19 protein-coding genes and 1 pseudogene are annotated in these 19,180 nt (G+C 45.3%); all 20 read left to right on the top strand.

Annotated elements, in window-relative coordinates; genetic code table 11:
- Nucleotides 1–3 precede the first annotated feature (3 nt).
- The gene (sufD, locus tag LG368_RS13010) at nt 4–1,263 is read left to right on the top strand and encodes a Fe-S cluster assembly protein SufD (RefSeq protein WP_226755162.1); all 1,260 of its coding nucleotides are present in this window, start codon (nt 4–6) and stop codon (nt 1,261–1,263) included.
- Nucleotides 1,264–1,274: 11 nt separating this feature from the next.
- Nucleotides 1,275–2,492, top strand: a complete 1,218-nt coding sequence (locus tag LG368_RS13005; RefSeq protein WP_226755161.1) for an aminotransferase class V-fold PLP-dependent enzyme — start codon at nt 1,275–1,277, stop codon at nt 2,490–2,492.
- 9 nt (nt 2,493–2,501) lie between these two features.
- A complete protein-coding gene (locus tag LG368_RS13000; RefSeq protein WP_226755160.1) occupies nt 2,502–2,852 on the top strand; it encodes a HesB/IscA family protein in 351 nt (116 codons plus the stop codon).
- 3 nt (nt 2,853–2,855) lie between these two features.
- Complete coding sequence (gene sufT, locus LG368_RS12995; protein ID WP_226755159.1) at nt 2,856–3,386, top strand: putative Fe-S cluster assembly protein SufT; 531 nt, start codon at nt 2,856–2,858, stop codon at nt 3,384–3,386.
- 114 nt (nt 3,387–3,500) lie between these two features.
- Nucleotides 3,501–3,926, top strand: coding sequence for a SufE family protein (locus tag LG368_RS12990; protein WP_226755158.1), 426 nt, complete (start codon nt 3,501–3,503; stop codon nt 3,924–3,926).
- 86 nt (nt 3,927–4,012) lie between these two features.
- Complete coding sequence (locus tag LG368_RS12985) at nt 4,013–5,167, top strand: IscS subfamily cysteine desulfurase (RefSeq protein ID WP_226755157.1); 1,155 nt, start codon at nt 4,013–4,015, stop codon at nt 5,165–5,167.
- A gap of 152 nt (nt 5,168–5,319) precedes the next feature.
- On the top strand, nt 5,320–5,727 hold the full coding sequence (ndk, locus tag LG368_RS12980; RefSeq protein WP_024022239.1) for a nucleoside-diphosphate kinase: 408 nt from the start codon (nt 5,320–5,322) through the stop codon (nt 5,725–5,727).
- A gap of 145 nt (nt 5,728–5,872) precedes the next feature.
- Nucleotides 5,873–6,988, top strand: a complete 1,116-nt coding sequence (gene rlmN / locus LG368_RS12975; protein ID WP_226755156.1) for a dual-specificity RNA methyltransferase RlmN — start codon at nt 5,873–5,875, stop codon at nt 6,986–6,988.
- A 40-nt stretch (nt 6,989–7,028) separates the two neighbouring features.
- Nucleotides 7,029–7,757 carry a hypothetical protein gene (locus LG368_RS12970; RefSeq protein ID WP_226755155.1) on the top strand — a complete coding sequence of 243 codons (729 nt, stop codon included), beginning with the start codon at nt 7,029–7,031 and terminating at the stop codon, nt 7,755–7,757.
- Nucleotide 7,758: 1 nt separating this feature from the next.
- Complete coding sequence (locus tag LG368_RS12965) at nt 7,759–8,757, top strand: RodZ domain-containing protein (RefSeq protein ID WP_226755154.1); 999 nt, start codon at nt 7,759–7,761, stop codon at nt 8,755–8,757.
- Nucleotides 8,758–8,765: 8 nt separating this feature from the next.
- Nucleotides 8,766–9,878, top strand: a complete 1,113-nt coding sequence (gene ispG, locus LG368_RS12960; RefSeq protein ID WP_226755153.1) for a flavodoxin-dependent (E)-4-hydroxy-3-methylbut-2-enyl-diphosphate synthase — start codon at nt 8,766–8,768, stop codon at nt 9,876–9,878.
- 9 nt (nt 9,879–9,887) lie between these two features.
- A complete protein-coding gene (gene hisS, locus LG368_RS12955) occupies nt 9,888–11,165 on the top strand; it encodes a histidine--tRNA ligase (RefSeq protein WP_226755152.1) in 1,278 nt (425 codons plus the stop codon).
- Between the two features lie 94 nt (nt 11,166–11,259).
- The gene (locus LG368_RS12950) at nt 11,260–11,901 is read left to right on the top strand and encodes a YfgM family protein (protein ID WP_226755151.1); all 642 of its coding nucleotides are present in this window, start codon (nt 11,260–11,262) and stop codon (nt 11,899–11,901) included.
- A gap of 2 nt (nt 11,902–11,903) precedes the next feature.
- Nucleotides 11,904–13,040, top strand: a complete 1,137-nt coding sequence (bamB, locus tag LG368_RS12945) for an outer membrane protein assembly factor BamB (RefSeq protein WP_226755150.1) — start codon at nt 11,904–11,906, stop codon at nt 13,038–13,040.
- A gap of 94 nt (nt 13,041–13,134) precedes the next feature.
- On the top strand, nt 13,135–14,472 hold the full coding sequence (gene der, locus LG368_RS12940; RefSeq protein WP_226755149.1) for a ribosome biogenesis GTPase Der: 1,338 nt from the start codon (nt 13,135–13,137) through the stop codon (nt 14,470–14,472).
- Nucleotides 14,473–14,674: 202 nt separating this feature from the next.
- Nucleotides 14,675–15,580: a 30S ribosomal protein S6--L-glutamate ligase gene (gene rimK, locus LG368_RS12935; protein ID WP_226755148.1), complete on the top strand. Its 906-nt coding sequence runs from the start codon at nt 14,675–14,677 to the stop codon at nt 15,578–15,580.
- A complete protein-coding gene (locus LG368_RS12930) occupies nt 15,580–16,629 on the top strand; it encodes a succinylglutamate desuccinylase/aspartoacylase family protein (RefSeq protein ID WP_226755147.1) in 1,050 nt (349 codons plus the stop codon). The genes rimK and LG368_RS12930 overlap by 1 nt, the downstream gene beginning before the upstream one ends.
- Before the next feature lie 276 nt (nt 16,630–16,905).
- Entirely contained in the window at nt 16,906–17,337 is a 432-nt protein-coding gene (gene zntR / locus LG368_RS12925; protein ID WP_226755146.1) for a Zn(2+)-responsive transcriptional regulator, read from the top strand.
- An 11-nt stretch (nt 17,338–17,348) separates the two neighbouring features.
- A complete protein-coding gene (locus LG368_RS12920; protein WP_226755145.1) occupies nt 17,349–18,437 on the top strand; it encodes an SO_0444 family Cu/Zn efflux transporter in 1,089 nt (362 codons plus the stop codon).
- Nucleotides 18,438–18,524: 87 nt separating this feature from the next.
- Nucleotides 18,525–19,052: pseudogene (locus tag LG368_RS12915) on the top strand (IS5 family transposase); the annotation flags it as partial.
- Nucleotides 19,053–19,180: the final 128 nt, after the last annotated feature.

Below are 19,180 nucleotides of genomic sequence, written 5' to 3'. Positions count from 1 at the left end.
GGCATGAGTGTATGGTTAGAAAATGCCATCGCTCGAGGGCAGGGCGCGGACGATTGGTTAGCGCCAAAACGTACTCAAGCTCTTGAACTTTTGGCAAAAACGGCGTGGCCAACCCGAAAAACAGAAGCATGGCGTTATACTCCGCTTCGCTCTGTTGAGCGTTCACCTGCGAAAGCCTCTACTGTTGCGGCGAATCTACTGCCCACATCAGTAGCGGATTTGTCAGCCATTGAGTTGGTTTTTGTGAATGGTCGATTTGATACAACACAGTTAACAGATGATTTGCCTGAAGGTCTTTCAATTACATTGGGTAAAAACCTTTCATCAGGGCAGCAAGGTGAAGCGCTTGCGAACATTTCAACCATTAAGCCTGAGCGTCATTTATTCGGTTTAATTAACGATGTTTTATCGCAAGACGTTTTGCTGGTTTCCGTGGCGGAAGGTGTCCATATTACTCAGCCTATCCGCATCAGTTCTTTGTCAAGTCAAGGGGTCGAATCTCATACACGAGTGTTTGTTAATTTGGCGCCTAACTCTCGTTTGACGGTTATCGAAGATACGCATGCACAAGGCGACAGCTTAACCACAGCCTTTGTTGAGTATCAAATTGCATCGAATGCTTACCTTGAACATTATCGGTTCGCATTACAGACAGGCAATAATGTGTCGATCGGTGGCAGTCACTTTAACCTTCTTGATCACGCCAAAATGCACAGTACGCTGGTGGGATTTGGCAGTGACTTGACTCGTATTGATACCGATATTATTCATGCAGGTAAGTTTGCCGACGCCAAATTGAATGCGATGTACTTGCTGGACGGTAAAGAGTTATTTGACTTACACGCCACAGTGGAGCACGCCATGCCGAATGGTACGACGGAAGAAAATGTGCGTGGTATTGTTGCAGACCGTTCTCGTTCTGTTTTCAATGGTCGTATTCATATTCATCCCGATGCTCAAAAAACATTAGCGGAGTTAAACAACCGCAACCTCTTATTGTCTGATCGAGCAGAAATTAACACTAAGCCAGAGCTAGAGATTTATGCAGATGATGTGAAATGTGCTCATGGCGCAACCGTCGCTCAAATTGATAAGCAAGCTTTGTACTACCTACAAACACGCGGTGTAAGCCGAGCAAGAGCGCAGGTAATGCTGAACTTCGGTTTTATCAATGAGCTAATTGATTTAATGCCAAATGCAGCGTTAGCGGAGTGGGTTCGTCCTATGATTCGTGAGCGATTCTTGCAGATGGAAGTGAACTAAGGCGAATATTGATGAGTTTTGATGTAACTGCAATCCGTGATCAGTTCCCAATATTAAAGCGTGAGATTGACGGCAAACCTCTGGTTTATTTAGATAATGCCGCCACAACGCAAAAACCGCAATGTGTAATTGATGCCTTGGTTGAATATTACACAACAAGCAACTCTAATGTGCATCGTGGTGCTCACCGTTTAGCTGATGAAGCAACGCGTTGCTTTGAAGCGGCACGTGATACCGTGAAAGAATTCATTAACGCGCCAAAACGTGAAGAAGTGATTTGGACAACAGGGACAACGGAAAGCATCAATATTGTTGCCCATGGGCTGGAGACGCTTCTTTCGCCAGGGGATGAGATTATTGCCACTGGTATGGATCACCATGCAAATCTAGTGACTTGGCAGCAAGCTTGTAAGGCATCGGGTGCTGTTTTAAAAACGGTTCCGGTGACCGATGATGGTGAGCTCGATCAAGTGGCCTATGAAGCATTGCTTAATGAAAAAACTAAGTTCGTCGCTTTTCCTCAGGTATCTAATGCGCTGGGAACGATTAATCCCGTCAAAGCCATGACGAAAAAAGCGAAAGAGTTCGGCGCATTGGTATTGGTTGATGGAGCACAAGGTGCGGCTCATGGTTGGGCTGATGTGCAAGAGATTGGCTGTGATTTTTACGTCTTCTCTGGACATAAGTTATATGGTCCCATGGGGATTGGTGTGTTGTGGGGGAGAGAGTCCGTTCTTGAAGACTGGCCTGTATGGCGTACGGGCGGCGAGATGATTTCCACCGTGACTCTGCAGGAGTCTACTTGGAACGTATTGCCTTATCGTTTTGAAGCAGGCACGCCAAACGTGGCAGACGCTATTGCCTTGGGTGAAGCCATTCGATGGTTCAGTTCGTTAGACCATGATTCAGTGGTCGCGCATGAAAAAGCATTGCTAGATCACGCGACGAAATTGGCCAAAGAATTCGATGGTTTGACCATAGTGGGGAATGCCAAAGAAAAAATTGGTGTGTTGAGCTTTGTACTTGATCAAGGCCATCCGGCCGATATTGGTTTTTTGTTGGATCGCCAAGGTATTGCTGTACGAACGGGCGATCATTGTGCGCAACCCCTTATGGCACGCTTTAATGTGCCGGGAACCGCGCGAGCATCGTTTGCCATTTATAACACATTAGAAGAAGTTGACGCCCTGTTTGTTGCGCTAAAAAAAGTGCGCAGTATGTTGGCGTAGGAGAGTGTAATGTCAGTAGCGACTTTTGATCCTGTTTCCAGTGTGTCGTTAACCAATGCGGCACAAAAATATTTTGCTTCTAAGTTGGTGAAGCAGCCAAGCAAAATGATCCGATTAAGTACAAAAGAAAGTGGCTGTACTGGTTTTGCCTATGTGTTAGACATTGTCGACAGCGCTTCGGAAGAAGATACCGTTTTGACTTTCGGTGAGGTGAGTTTGGCGGTCGACGCCAAGTCCGCAGCCATGCTCAAAGGTACCGAAATTGACTTGGTACGCGAAGGCGTTAACGAAGTTGTGAAATTTAGAAACCCCAATGTTGTGGCTGAATGTGGCTGTGGCGAAAGCTTTAGTGTGAGTTAAGTCATGCAGAAAATGGTAGTAACAAACCGTGCTTGTCCGGCACGACGTGTACCGAGCGGTGAGCCGACGAGTATTCCAGAAGGTCAATTTATCACTATCAACCAAAGTTTGGGTGGAAACTACACCGTTACTTGGCAAGGTAATATGTTGCGTATCGACGGCACGGATGCAGAGGCGATAGGCCAAGAGCCTGAAGTGCTAGGATTTGACGACGACGGCTCGGGTAAGGTGAACGAAGAGCAAGTCTGGCAAGCACTTGACAGTATTTATGACCCTGAAATTCCAATCAGTTTGGTTTCGCTTGGTTTGATATATAAGGTGTCTTTAGATCATGCTGCAAACAGTGTCTCCATTGATATGACGCTGACAGCCCCTGGCTGTGGAATGGGGCCAGTCCTTGTGGGCGATGTAAAGTATCGTGTCGCTAAAGTGCCCAATGTCGCCAGTGTTTCTGTCGACTTGGTGTTTGATCCGCCTTGGTCAAGAGAAATGATGAGCGAAGAAGCGCAATTAGAAGCAGGGCTTTTCTTTTAAAGTCTTTGCCTGATGACTTCGGACATCCATCAAAATTACGTATAATAATAAACGGCCTTAGTAGTTTACTAAGTGCCGTTTTTGTTTGATTAGGCTCAACACAAAGAGGTTCTCATGGCATTACCCAGTACAGAGGATATAGTCGATGACCTGTCGTTTTTTGACGATTGGGAAGACAAATACAAATACATTATTGATTTAGGTAAGTCTTTACCTGAGTTCGATGAAGCATGGCGTACGCAAGAGCGCTTGGTTAAGGGCTGTCAAAGCAGTGTCTGGATTCAACCAAGCAGTGATCAAGATGCCGTAAAGGGTGAAGTGCTTCTCTTTTCAGTAGACAGCGACGCGATTATTGTTCGTGGTTTATTGGGGCTGGTTCTAGCGGCTTTGAATGAAAAAACGCCACAAGAAATCATCGATTTTGATGTTACCGCGTATTTTGAAGCACTAGACCTTGAAAGACATTTAAGCCCGACTCGAGGCAATGGTCTGCGTTCTATTGTGGGTCGAATAAAAGGCATTGCTCAAGCGGCTGTATAAGACTTTATAAGCCGTCTGTTGGTTTGTGTTTGTGTAACCTGCCTTTGTTAACTGTGTATTGACGACGATGTTTTGGAGTGCGTTAAATGAATACCCCTGTGTACCTTGATAATTCCGCGACAACCCCTGTCGACCCTCGCGTTGCTGAAAAAATGATGGCTTGTCTGACGCAAGACGGGAATTTTGGTAATCCCGCTTCTCGCTCACATCTTTATGGCTGGCGTGCTGAAGAAGCGGTTGAGGAGGCAAGGTTGCAGGTTGCAAATCTAATTAAAGCAGATTGCCGAGAAATCGTTTGGACATCAGGGGCGACCGAAGCAAATAATTTAGCACTTAAAGGTGTGGCTCATGCTTATCGTCAAAAGGGCAGACATATTATTACTTCGATGATCGAGCACAAAGCGGTTCTTGACCCATGCAAGCAGCTTGAGAAGGACGGTTTTGAAGTCACGTATTTACAGCCTGATTGTCATGGTGTGATTTCACCGAATCAAGTGAAAGAAGCCTTACGCGACGACACTATTTTGGTGTCATTGATGCACGGTAATAATGAATTAGGCGTGTTAACAGACATTGCAGCGATTGGTGACATTACGCGCGCTCACGGTGTCTTTTTGCATGTTGATGCCGCTCAAACCACTGGAAAAGTAGAGATTGATGTTAACGCGATGAATGTTGATCTAATGTCTTTGACTGCTCATAAGACGTACGGTCCAAAAGGTGTTGGTGCCCTGTATGTTCGACGTGCGCCAAAAGTGAAGCTGGACGCGCAAATTCACGGCGGTGGACATGAGCGTGGTATGCGCTCAGGAACATTGGCAACACACCAAATTGTCGGTATGGGGGAAGCCTTTTCTTTAGCCGGTCAAGAGATGGTGAAAGATTGCACTCGAATTAGCGCATTGCGAGAGCGTCTATGGTCGTCTTTAAGTGAATTGCCAGGTGTTCATCTAAACGGCGATGCGCAACAGCGAGTAGCGGGTGTGATCAATGTGGGTTTTGCGAATGTCGATGGTGAAGTGTTGCTTATGTCACTCAGCGATGTTGCTGTATCCTCAGGCTCTGCTTGTACATCGGCGAGTTTAGAGCCTTCGTACGTGTTACGAGCAATTGGTTTGTCTAATGAACTGGCGCACAGTTCACTTCGCCTTTCTGTTGGTCGATTTACCACGGAAGAGGAAGTCGATTTTGCCGCACAAACCATTAAAAACGCCATCAATCAGCTAAGATCCATGGGTTGAGGTCAATAATTGACTTTTTTACCTCATGGAGAGCAAATATTGTTGGTTTGATCATACAACTTTAATAAATAGCCGAGTATAATACGCGCGCAAAACTTTTATCACCTAGGTCGTGCTAACACGATCTTTTATCTTTATTTTGGAGTTATACCATGGCGTTAGAACGCACTCTATCTATCATCAAGCCAGATGCTGTTGCAAAAAACGTAATCGGCGAAATCTACACTCGTTTTGAACGTGCTGGTTTTAAAATCGTTGAAGCGAAAATGATTCAACTAGACGACGAATTGGCGGGCGGTTTCTACGCTGAGCACAAAGAGCGTCCTTTCTACAAAGATTTGGTTGCTTTCATGACGTCTGGTCCTGTTGTTGTTTCTGTTCTTGAAGGTGAAGGCGCTGTTCTTCGTCACCGTGAACTAATGGGTGCAACAAACCCTAAAGAAGCAACTGCAGGTACTTTGCGCGCTGATTACGCAACGTCTATCGATGCGAACGCTGTACACGGTTCTGATTCTGTTGAATCTGCAACTCGCGAAATCGCTTACTTCTTCGGTAAGTAATTGACAGCTAGGACCTTTATGTCCGAACTGATTTGTAAAAGCGGGCGTTAGCCCGCTTTTTTACAGAGGCTTCTGAAAAGACCTTCCTTTTCAGAGGCTTTTTTCGTTTACACTTAATGCTATACACAGCAAGCGACATTGAATTATGACTGACATCAAAAAAGTAAACCTGCTAGGTTTATCCCCTGAAAAACTGATTGAGTTTTTTGAATCTATTGGCGAAAAGAAGTTTCGTGCTACTCAGGTGATCAAATGGATTCACCAAAAAGGTGCCGAAAGCTTTGATGAAATGACGGATGTCAGTAAAGCGCTGCGTGCTAAATTAGAGCAAATTTGTGAAATTCGTGCGCCTGAAGTGGTGTCACAAAATATCTCTGCAGATGGAACGCGTAAGTGGATTATTCGTACAGAAGGCGGTAAAAACGATTGCGTTGAAACTGTGTTGATCCCAGATGGGGATCGAGCCACTCTGTGTGTTTCCTCTCAAGTGGGCTGTTCGTTGGACTGCAGTTTTTGTTCAACTGGTAAGCAAGGTTTTAACCGTAATTTAACACCTGCAGAAATCATCGGGCAGGTTGCCATTGCGATTAAATCTTTTGGTCCTATGGACCCCAATGGCCCACGCCGTGTGACCAACGTGGTGATGATGGGAATGGGGGAGCCTCTGATGAACTTTGAGCCTGTCGTTGATGCTATGATTCTGATGATGCACGACCATGCTTATGGCCTATCTAAACGTCGAGTCACCTTGAGCACCTCGGGTGTGGTACCGAAAATTTACGAATTAGTGAAACGTACGGATGTCTCCTTGGCGGTATCCTTGCATGCGCCAAATGATGCATTGCGTAATGAACTGGTGCCGATTAACAAAAAGTACCCTATTGCAGAGCTGATGGAAGCGTGTCAGTTTTATTTAGCTAACCTTCCTGATAAGCGCCACATCACCATTGAGTACACCTTGATGTCAGGTGTCAATGACAATGAAGAGCAAGCTCACGAATTGGCCGAGTTACTGAAAACACTGGAATGCAAAATTAACCTGATTCCGTTTAATCCTTTTCCACATTCAGGCTATGAAAAGCCTTCTAATAATCGTACTCGTCGTTTTCAGAAGATATTGGCGGATGCCGGTTACACGGTGACAGTAAGAACCACTCGTGGCGACGATATTGATGCGGCCTGCGGTCAGTTAGTCGGAGATTTTCAGGATCGAACCCGTCGCAGTCAGAAATACATTGAATTACGAGAAGTCAAAAGTTAACGTTTAAAGCCTTACTGTTTTGCATGACAAGGATGTCTGTATGCGACTTCAATGGATGAGTGTTTTACTATTGTGTTCTCTATTTTTCTCAGCGTGTGCTTACAAGGAGGTTGAGTCAACCTCTCCTTCAGTGAACACAGCAAAGCGCTTGTCTGCTGCGCAAGCGCACATTCTTCTTGGTCAATGGGCATTAGCCAAAGCGCAGCTTGATCGTATCCCATCTGAAGAGCAAAGTTTGCCTTATGTCCGGTTAATAAGCCTTTATTGGTTAAGTGTGCCGCACCAAGATGAAGCTGCATTAGTGTATACTGATGCACTGCAGCGTTATCCGCATGACGGCTTTTTATGGAATAACTATGGTGTTTTGTTGGGGACGCAACAGCGTTGGCATGAGGCCTGTGATGCTTTTCAAAAAGCCGCTGAAAGAAGTGTTAAACAGCGCCAATCGGTGCAAATTAATCTCTCAAGATGTGCCTTGCGTCAGGATCGCGTAAACTTAGCTGAAAACCATCTCCAGCAAGCAAAAGAAATTGCGGATTTACCGCTGATTGGTTTGATGACAGAGCTCAATCTTGTTTTAATACAGGGCGATAGTCGCAAAGCTCGCATCATTTTTAACAACATCCAGGCTGACAAAGAATTTGCCCGAGGAACGGCGCATTTTGATGAGTACAACTGTCTGTCGTGGCACTTAACCGCACACGAGACTGACCCTACACTGTATTTGTCTGCGAGCAATTTTACATGCCTGAACGGCTCAAGGTATTGACATGACAACTGAATCAAATACGGATTCCTCTTTTAATACGCTTTATGTGGATACGTTAGACATTGGTGAAACCCTTAAACAAGGGCGATTAGAACAACATTTAGACGAAAACGACATTGCCAAAGCACTGAAAATACCACTTGATCAAGTTCGTGCGCTTGAATCCAACCATTTTTCTTATTTCCGCTCAATGACCTTTGCTCGAGGCTTTATAAAGAGTTACTGCCGCGTGTTAGGCATAGAAAGCGCTGACTTATTGGCTACATTTGACGCTGCCCGTAAAGGGACGGAATCCACCATTCAACCCGTTGATAAAGTGAATAAACAGACCCACATTGGTGACCCTATTGTTATTGTGATCTCGGTCGTCATTGTTGCCGTCCTAGTGTTTTTAGTATTCTGGTGGCCTTTTCAGTCATCGAGCGCAGACGTATCCGAACTAGAACCGAACACGGCGAACGATATCACTGAAACGATTCAAGAAGGCGACGCTGATTTGAGCCTGTTGACAGAAGCTGACCGTTTTGATGAGAGCAATGATTCAACGTTAGGAAATGATGGCTCTGATCAAGCGTCTAACACAGTGGAAGTAGACCCTTCGAATGCAACAGAACGCAATAGTGACGAGGCGGTTGTCACAGGACTGTCGGCAGAGACCATGGCGATCTTGGAAGAGGCGGGCGTTAACCCAAGCGATGTCATTCGTGCAACAGCGAACGTGCCAGAGCCTGAACCAGAAACGCCTCAAACTCCAATGTATTCTGATGATATCATGGTGACTTTTAGCGATGATTGCTGGACAGAAGTCCGTGATGGCAGTGGTCGAATTTTATTTTCAGGTGTGAAAACGGCTGGCGATGATTTAACACTAACAGGCAAAGCACCTTATCGAGTGGTGCTTGGTTATGCGGATGGTGTGACATCGTTTAAATACAAAGGTGAAGAATTCGACTTTTCTTCTTTTACTCGCAAAGGATTAGCTCGATTTGAGCTCAAGTAGAGACTCTTATGCATTTTGAATCCCCTATTAAACGCCGTCATTCCCGCCAAATTATGGTGGGAGATGTTCCTGTTGGTGGTGGCGCGCCAATCAGTATTCAAAGTATGACAAATACTGAGACTTGTGACGTTGACGCGACTGTTGAACAAATTCGTGCAATTGCGAATGCCGGTGCAGATATCGTACGTGTTTCAATTCCCTCTATGGACGCAGCTGAGGCATTTAAGCGCATTCGCGAGTCCGTGTCGGTGCCTTTGGTCGCAGATATTCATTTTGACTACAAAATTGCGTTAAAGGTCGCTGAATATGGCGTCGACTGTTTGCGTATTAATCCAGGCAACATTGGCAATAAAGACCGAATTCGAGCCGTTGTGGACTGCGCCCGTGATAAGAACATTCCTATTCGTATCGGCGTAAATGCGGGTTCTTTGGAAAAAGACTTACAGAAAAAATACGGTGAGCCGACGGCCGATGCGCTAGTGGAGTCCGCTTTTCGTCAAATTCAATATTTTGACGAGCTGGATTTTCATGAATACAAGCTTAGCTTAAAAGCGTCTGATATCTTTATGACCGTAGACGCCTATCGTAAAATTGCCAGTCAAATAGACAACCCGTTGCATTTGGGAATCACAGAGGCTGGTGGTTTGCGTTCTGGTACGGTCAAATCGTCCATCGGCCTTGGTTTGTTATTAATGGATGGCATTGGTGATACATTGCGAGTGTCTTTAGCGGCTGATCCTGTACAGGAAGTGAAGGTCGGTTGGGATATGATTCGCAGTTTGAAACTGCGTAATCGAGGCATTAACTTTATTGCCTGTCCGAGCTGTTCACGTCAAAATTTTGATGTGATAAAAACCATGAATCAGTTGGAAGAACGACTGGAAGACATCGTTGTCCCGATGGATGTGGCTGTTATTGGTTGTGTGGTGAATGGGCCCGGTGAAGCGAAAGAAGCGGATATTGGTCTTGCTGGCGGGTCACCCAATAACTTGATTTACCAAGATGGTAAGCCGAATAGCAAAACCAAAAACGATACCTTGGTTGACGATTTAGAAAAAATGATTCGAGAGAAGGCACTCCTAAAAGAACAGGAACTCGCCAATATTATTGTAAAAAGTTAAGGATCCATTGTGGCACGTAAAATTCAAGCGATCAGGGGAATGAATGACATTCTACCCGATCAATCTTCTGTTTGGTTGTACCTTGAGAAAACGGTAGCAGAAGTCGTTAAGTCTTATGGATACCAACAGATTCGTTTTCCTATTGTTGAAAACACCGATCTGTTCAAACGTGGTGTAGGCGAAACAACGGATATCGTCGAAAAAGAAATGTATACCTTTAGCGATCGTAATGGCGAATCGTTGACTTTACGACCAGAAGGGACCGCAAGCTGCGTGCGTGCAGCAGACCAAGCCGGTTTACTGTTTAATCAAACACAACGCCTGTGGTACACAGGCCCCATGTTTCGTTATGAGCGCCCACAAAAAGGTCGCTATCGTCAGTTTCATCAAATTGGTGTTGAGTCGTTTGGTATGGCAACAGCCGATATCGATGCAGAACTGATTATTTTGTCTGCACGATTGTGGAAGAAGCTAGGGTTGCTTGATCAGGTTGAATTACAACTGAATACCATAGGGCTGGCCTCGGAGCGTGAAGCCTACAAAGCGGCATTAGTGGAGTATCTGACGGAGTTTAAAGACGTGTTAGACGAAGACAGTCAGCGACGTCTAAGCACTAACCCCTTGAGAATCCTGGACTCTAAAGAGGCCGCAACACAAGCTGTGTTAAAAGATGCGCCTAACTTAGAAGATTTCATTGGCGATGAGTCGCAAGCACATTTTGAGCGTCTTCAAGCTATTTTGACGGCGAATGGTGTCAGTTTTGTCATTAATTCTCGTCTTGTCCGTGGCTTAGATTACTACGGTAAGACGGTATTTGAATGGGTGACCACACACCTTGGTGCTCAGGCAACCGTGTGTGCGGGCGGTCGTTATGATGGTTTGGTTGAGCAACTTGGCGGTAAAGCGACCCCTGCTGTAGGTTTTGCAATGGGAATCGAGCGCTTGGTTTTATTGCTTGAGACGCTCGATCTAATTCCTGATGAAGCAAAATTTGCTACGGATGTGTTCATTATGAGCATGGGTGACGAGGCTGAGTTGTCGTCATTTGTGTTGGCAGAGACATTACGACAAGAAGCACCGGATTTGGTGGTATTGCGTCACTGTGGTGGTGGAAACTTCAAAAATCAAATGAAAAAAGCCGATAAATCAGCGGCACGCTTCACGGTCATTTTAGGGCAAGATGAAGTGGCTGGTGGTGTTTGCCAAGTTAAAAATATGTCAACGGGTGTGCAAGAGACGCTACCTCTAAACGATGTCGCGGGTTTTATCGGTCGTCATACTCTTTAATAAATAAAACTGCATGCCGCTTGCTTTGCATTACTCTCTTCGCGAGAAGTAAATGTGCTAACGAGCCAAGCGGCACTTGGGATGAGGAAGTAACGTGTCTGAATTAAAGACAGAAGAAGAACAAATTGAAGCGTTTAAATCTTGGTGGAAAAAGAACGGTACAGCGTTAGTACTGGCCGTTGCCTTGGGGCTAGGCGGTTACTTCGGTTTTCAGGCATGGCAAACAAGTCAAGCAAACCACACCAGCGAAGCGTCAGCACTTTATCAAAATCTGATTCAAGCGGCAGCGGATTTAACTGATGAGGACAACCAAAATACGGTGACTTTTATTGCCAATCAGCTTTCTGATGAATATGGCGATACAGGTTATGCCATGTTTGGTCAGCTCTTTTTGGCTCGAGTAAACGCTGAGCAAGGGCAGTATGATGAAGCGATCACCGCTTTGGAAGGCGCGATCACTAAAACAGATGATGCAACGTTTGTTGCCATTGCACATTTACGAATAGCACGCTTGTTATTACAAAAAGCGGAGTATGACGATGCGATGTCTCGCGCTGAACAAATCACTGCTGCTGAGTTTACCACCCAGAAACAAGAATTAATTGGCGATATTTTACTGTCTCAGAATGACCGAGAAGGTGCCCGTATTGCCTACGAGAAAGCAAATGCGGCATTAGCGGCTGGTGTAAACCACCCTTTGCTTGATATTAAACTAAAAGATTTAACAAAAGGTTAATAATGAGTAAGCCTCTTTTTTCTGTTGTGTTATTAGCCGCCTTGGCGATACAAGGTTGTTCAAATGCACGTCCTGACTTACCTAAGTTGCCATCGATCGAAAGTAAGGTTGATCTGAAAAAATCATGGCGAACCGGTGTGGACGGCGACTTTGGTGAAACAAGCGAACGTTTTAATCTTGTTGCAGAAGAGGGGGCTTTGTTTCTCGTGACTGACGAAGGCACGCTTTACGCGCTGAGTCAGGATAAGGGAAAAGAAATGGATTCGTTTGAAACAGGCTTAAGAGCCAGTTCCGGTGTCACTCGACAGGGCGACACTCTGTACTTTGGTACATACGATGCACAGCTAGTAGCCGTTTCTATGGCAGATAAATCTGTTTTATGGGAAGCCTCTTTGAGTTCCGAGGTATTATCAGAGGCCACTTATGCTGCAGGTAAGTTAGCGGTTCAAACGGCGGATGGTTGGCTGAATGTGTTGGATGCGGCGACAGGCGAGATCTTGTGGCGTGCAAAAGAAGATTTGCCTTCTCTAACAGTACGTGGTACAAGCGCACCCATCATTGCTCAGGGTAAAGTCATGGCTGGGTTTGCAAATGGCAAACTCAAGGCTTACGCACTACAAGACGGTGCGTCTTTATGGTCTTATGATGTTGGTAAACCAGAGGGACGCTACGAAATAGAGCGTTTAAGCGATATTGATGGTCGCCTCGTCGTTGCTGATAATATTGTCTATGCGGTTGCTTACAATGGTACCTTGGCGGCGCTTAATATCGACAGTGGTCGCCCTTTATGGCAGCGTAGTATCGCCAGCTCAGTGGGTGTGGCCGTTGAAGGTGATGTGTTAGTAGCGGTTGACATGGAAAGCCGTGTTTTGGCGTTGAATGCGAAAAATGGGACTGAGATTTGGGAAAATACCGACTTGGTCGATCGTGATTTGATCACGCCTACTTTTTTCCGAGATTATGTGGCTGTGATGGATCGTGCAGGCTATGTGCATTTGTTGGATACAATAAATGGTAGCATTGCTGAACACAGAGTAGCGGACAATAAAGATGTCCCACCTGGAAGCCGAATGGTGACCAACAATGAGCAATTGTTTATTCTTACGCCTGACGCAAATGTGACGGCATTACGCTATTAAAACTTACTTTGGTTTTGTTGTAGCGATTTTTTAAAGGGGCTGCCTTCTCTTTTTTAGAGAAGGTGGCCGCTTTCGTATATTTATAGGTAAAAAAATGATTCCAGTTATTGCATTGGTAGGTAGACCCAATGTTGGCAAATCAACGCTCTTCAATCAGTTGACGAGATCCCGTGATGCCCTAGTTGCCGATTTCCCAGGCCTGACGCGTGACCGAAAATACGGTGACGGTAAACTGGGTGAACATGAGTTTATTGTGATTGATACGGGCGGTATCAGTGGTGATGAACAAGGCATTGATGAAAAAATGGCGCGTCAATCTTTGTTAGCAATTGAAGAGGCCGATGCGGTTCTGTTCTTAGTGGACGGCCGCCACGGTCTTAACCCAGCCGACCAAATGATTGCAAACCACTTGCGTCGTTCGAATAAGCCAATTTCTCTTGTTGTGAACAAAACAGACGGCATCAATGAAGACATTGCCTTAGCGGATTTTTATTCGCTCGGCTTTGGTGAACTGCACCCGATCGCAGCTTCCCACGGTAAAGGCGTGCATATTCTCATTGATAAAGTCATGTTGCCTTTTGCTGAACAAGTCGAAGAGGCTAAGAGTCAGATCAACCTTGAGTCGCGTGGTATTCGTATTGGTGTGGTGGGTCGTCCTAATGTGGGCAAATCTACCTTAGTGAATCGAATGCTGGGTGAAGACCGAGTGATTGTCTACGATATGCCTGGTACGACACGAGACAGCGTGTATATTCCTTATGTGCGCCACGATAAAGAATATACTTTGATCGATACGGCAGGGGTTCGTCGTCGTAAGCATGTAAAAGAAGCGGTTGAGAAATTCTCGATTGTCAAAACCTTACAGGCTATCCAAGACGCCAATGTGGTTATTGTGGTCATTGACTCACATGAGGACTTAGTCGAACAAGACCTTCATATGATTGGTTACGTGTTAGACGCCGGTCGTGGGGTGATTATTGCGATTAACAAATGGGATGGTCTGCAAAAAGATGAACGCGAACACATCAAAAAAGAAGTGGAACGTCGTTTAGGCTTTGTTCCTTATGCAAAGGTGCATTATATTTCGGCGTTGCATGGCACGGGTGTGGGGGATTTGTATGACACTATTGAAAGTACCTACGAATCTTGTTACGCGAAATGGTCCACCAATCGCCTAACTCGTATTCTGGAAGACTCTGTGTCTGAGCATCAGCCTCCTATGGTGAATAGCCGTCGAATTAAACTGCGTTATGCTCACCAAGGTGGATCAAACCCACCTCGTATTGTGGTGCATGGTAACCAAACCAACGCATTGCCGGGCAGTTATAAACGTTACCTCGAGAATAAGTTCCGTACTGTGTTAAATATCACAGGTACGCCTATTATTTTTGAATTCAAGTCGTCGGAAAACCCATTTGCTCCTAAAAAATAGCGGCGTACGGCGGTTACTTTTTAATACTTATTAATAAATCCCCGTGTATCGTTGTAGAGCGAATACACGGGGATTTTTTTGTCTTTTTTACAGGAGTGTGAGCGAAATCACTTCCTAATACAGGCGTTATTGACTATTCTCGCGCCAAGAACATTCTCGTTTTTATTCACCTAATTTTTCTTTTTTTGTTCAAAGGACATCTATGAAAATCGCAATTCTTTCTCGTAATCCTCGACTTTATTCAACGCGTCGGTTGGTTGAGGCGGGTGAAAAGCTTGGCCATGAAATGGATGTCATCGATACCATGCACTGTTATATGGACATTACCAGTAGTAATCCTTCGGTTCGTTATAATGGTAAACCTTTGCCAAAATACGACGCCGTTATCCCACGCGTTGGGGCGTCGGTCACCTTTTATGGCACCGCCGTGGTGAGACAATTTGAAATGATGGGAACCTACAGTATCAATGAGTCGGTCGCCATCAGTCGCTCTCGGGATAAATTACGTTCTTTGCAATTAATGTCTCGCAAAGGGTTGGGTCTGCCCAAGACGGGTTTTGCCCATCACCCTGATAAAATCGGTGATCTGCTTAAAAACGTCGGTGGTGCGCCGGTTGTCATTAAGTTATTAGAAGGTACGCAAGGTATTGGTGTGGTGTTAGCTGAGTCCAATAAAACAGCGGAGTCTATTATCGAAGCCTTTATGGGCCTAAAAGCCAATATTTTGGTGCAAGAATACATCAAAGAAGCAGGTGGTGCCGATATCCGTTGTTTGGTCGTGGGAGGGAAGGTGATTGCGGCAATGAAACGACAGGGGGCTGAAGGTGAGTTTCGTTCAAATCTTCACCGTGGCGGTACAGCATCATTGATCCGGTTATCCCCCGAAGAGCGCCGAACCGCTGTTGAGGCGGCTAAGGTAATGGGATTGAACATGTGTGGTGTGGATATTCTACGCTCTAACAATGGTCCTTTAATCATGGAAGTGAATTCCTCTCCTGGATTAGAAGGCATTGAAACAGCGACGGGCAAAGACGTGGCGGAAATGATTATTCAGCACATTGAAAAAAGCGCATTAGTGAGCAGCACAAAAACCAAAGGTAAAGGCTAATGAGCGACGATGTTTTAACAATTGGTACAGTGGCGATTTCCTCGGGGGAAACGGTGCGTATAAAGTTACCCATGGTAAAACTTTATACTGATACCAACATGTCGATGCCGGTTTTTGTAAAGCGTGGGAAGCGTCCTGGGCCCACGCTGTTTATCAGTGCGGCGGTACATGGCGATGAGTTAAATGGTATCGAGATCATTAGTCGCATTATTCAGAGCAAGTACCTTGATAGTATTAAGGGAACACTGATTGCCGTACCAATTGTAAATGGCTATGGCGTGTTAAATCAAAGCCGTTATTTGCCGGACCGTCGAGATCTTAACCGCTCCTTTCCAGGGTCGAAAAGAGGCTCTTTAGCTGGGCGCGTTGCTGATCGTTTTTTAAGTGAAATTGTGTCTAAAGCGGATTATGGTATTGATCTGCATACTGGCAGTTTGCATCGAACGAACCTTCCTCAGGTAAGAGCAAATTTAGACGATGCAGAGACCTTATCGATTGCCAAAGCTTTTGGTGTACCGGTATTGATGAACTCAAACTTGCGGGATGGATCTTTGCGAGAGTGTGCAAACGATGTGGGTGCCAAGGTCATTTTATACGAGGCAGGTGAGGCGTTACGCTTTGATGAATTGTCCATACGAGCGGGAGTGAAGGGGATTGTTGGTGTGATGAGGCATTTGGGCATGTTGCCAAAGTCTCGTAGCAAAAAATCGTTATCAGAACCCAGAATTGCGCGTAGTAGCGGCTGGGTACGTGCCACCGACAGTGGTTTTACAACGCATATAAAAGAACTGGGTGATCTGGTTGAAGCGGGGGATGTGTTAGCTGAAATCAAAGACCCATATGGGGATATTTTGGATAAGGTTCTGTGCAAAAACGGCGGCATTATTATTGGTAAACAAAATATTCCTCTTGTCCAAGAAGGAGACGCTATGTATCACATCGCGCATTTTGTGTCTCCCGATGAGGTGGCTGGTCATGTGGAAAGCATGCAAGATGAACTGATGGATCGTGACGCCTCGTTAAACCTAATTGATTACAAATCTTCTTAGTGTTGCTAACATGAAGAGAACGTCTCGATGCCGTCGAGACGTTTTATTTTTTTGCTTCTTATATACCTATTTGCTTTTTCTAAGCATTGACCCTTCTTCAAACCGACGTCTTCTTCAAAACCAGCTTCTCTCAGATGCGTATGTCTTCATGTTTAAAGATACGTTTGTCTAACGATACGCTTTTATCAAATGTTCTTGATCCTTGTTATTTTTTCTTGACCTTAGACCTATATCCAAGGTTTATATTGGTTTCAATACACGGATTGAGGGATAAAAATGTATCGCATAGGAGAGCTTGCCAAAGCGTTTGAGATCAAAAGCGACACGTTAAGATTTTATGAAAAGCAAGGTTTGCTGGCGCCTTCCAGCCGCTCAAGCTCCGGCTACAGAATGTATACAGAGCAAGACAAACAAACCTTATCATTTATTTTAAGAGCGAAAGCTGTTGGATTCAGTTTAGCCGATATTAAATCGCTTTTATCTATTGAGGTCGACAAAGCCAATAGTGTCTGTGCGGATGTAAAAGCCTTGGTGAATGCAAAGCTGACTGACATTGAAGTGAAGATGGCCGAGTTAACACGTTTTCATATTTCTCTACAGCGACTTGCGGATGCCTGTTGTGGCAGTGCTAAAAGTGCTGAGCATTGTACGGTGTTGGAGGCATTAGAATCTGATGTCGATCAAGTGAGACATGAACATCATCATTAAGGTAGGCTTGTATGATTTTTTTAGATAATTTCATGGCACTCTTTTTAGAATCGGCGCCATGGTTATTATTGGGTCTGGTGATGGCTGGGTTGCTAAAAGTCTTTGTGCCTATGAGCTGGATGAATCAGCAATTAGGAGGGCATGGGCTCAAGTCGACGGTGAAAGCCGCGCTTTTTGGTGCGCCTTTACCGTTATGTTCTTGTGGTGTGATTCCTGCGGCGATTGGTTTACGTCGTGCCGGTGCATCCAAAGCAGCCACCACGTCATTCTTGGTTTCTACACCAGAAACGGGTGTTGACTCTATTTCTGTTTCTTATGTGTTGCTTGGGCCTTTTATGGCCATTGTACGTCCTATTGCTGCCATGAGTAGTGCGATTTTAGCGGGGTTGCTTGTTGGTAAAGAAGAAAAGCAAGTGGTAAGCGGGTCAGAAAATACGTCAATAGAAGGTTGCTGTAGTCAGTCAGTTGCACCTGTTACGTCTGGTTCGTCATGTTGCTCAAGCCGTACATCCAAGCCGTCAGAAGGTGTTTTGAAAAAGACACAAGCAGGTCTGGTTTATGCTGCTACAGAGATGCTGGACGATACGGCGGTCTGGTTAGTGACAGGACTGGTTTTTGCTGCCTTGATACAAACTTACGTTCCTGACGGCTTTCTTGCTTCTTGGGGAAATGGTTTATTAGCCATGTTGGTCATGATGATGATTTCTGTGCCTATGTATATTTGTGCCACAGCCTCTACACCCGTCGCAGCGGGCTTGTTGTTAGCGGGTGTGGCGCCTGGTGCTGTGCTGGTATTTATGCTGGCCGGCCCAGCAACAAACATTGCGACTCTGGGCGTGGTGGCGAAAGAGTTAGGCAAGCGCGCATTAGTCGGCTATCTAGGTGGAGTATTAGGCGGCGCACTGATATTTGGTTATTTAGTTGATATAGCGGTCATGCATTTCAATATTGCGATTGTTCCTCAAATAGGACCTGAGCATGAATTAACCCCTGTTTGGCTTACCGTATCAACAGGGGCATTATTAGGGTTGCTTATGGTTATTTCTATTACAAAAAAAATAACAGTAAGGATGATGAAAGCGCCTAAATGTTGCTCATAGGAGGAGGGGAATGCTTGTATATTATTAGGGAACATGCGAATAAATCCTGCTCATGAGATAATTCACTTTTAACCTTCGAGTATTCCCATGTCACATCAACTTACCTTTGCCGACAGTGAATTCAACAATAAACGCCGTAAAACGCGTAAAGAATTTTTTCTTACTCGAATGAATGAGTTGATGCCGTGGGGCCAGCTTGAAGCCGTGATTGAGCCTTTTTACCCCAAAGCTGGAAAAGGAAGAAGACCGTACCCGCTGTCTACGATGTTTCGCATTCACTGTATGCAACATTGGTACAACATGAGTGATCCTGCCATGGAGGATGCGCTTTATGAAATCACGTCGATGCGCCTTTTTGCTGGGTTGTCGCTGGACATCGCTATCCCTGACCACACTACTATTATGAATTTTAGGCACTTGCTGGAAAAACATAAGCTCTCCCGTCAACTTTTTAAAGAGGTCAATAAATGGCTGTCCAGCGCAGGGATTTACTTAAAAGAAGGCACGATTGTCGACGCCACCATCATTGAAGCCGCCAGTTCAACCAAGAATAAAGCGAAAGCACGCGATCCCGAGATGCACCAAACCCAAAAGGGAAAGCAATGGTTTTTTGGTCGTGCGACCTGAAAGTTGCAAGTATTTCTGTTTCGCAGGGTATGTCTACCTGACGAAACCGGTTGTTTCACCAACCGTTTCCTACTCGGACGTGCGGAGCTGGTAACAGCACCGTGCGAAGCTTCGGG

It is taken from the genome of Marinomonas algarum (assembly GCF_020532605.1).
GTDB classification, from domain to species: Bacteria; Pseudomonadota; Gammaproteobacteria; order Pseudomonadales; family Marinomonadaceae; genus Marinomonas; species Marinomonas algarum.
The sequence above is the reverse complement of the archived record's forward strand: the minus strand, read 5'-3'. Positions and strand labels throughout refer to the sequence as shown.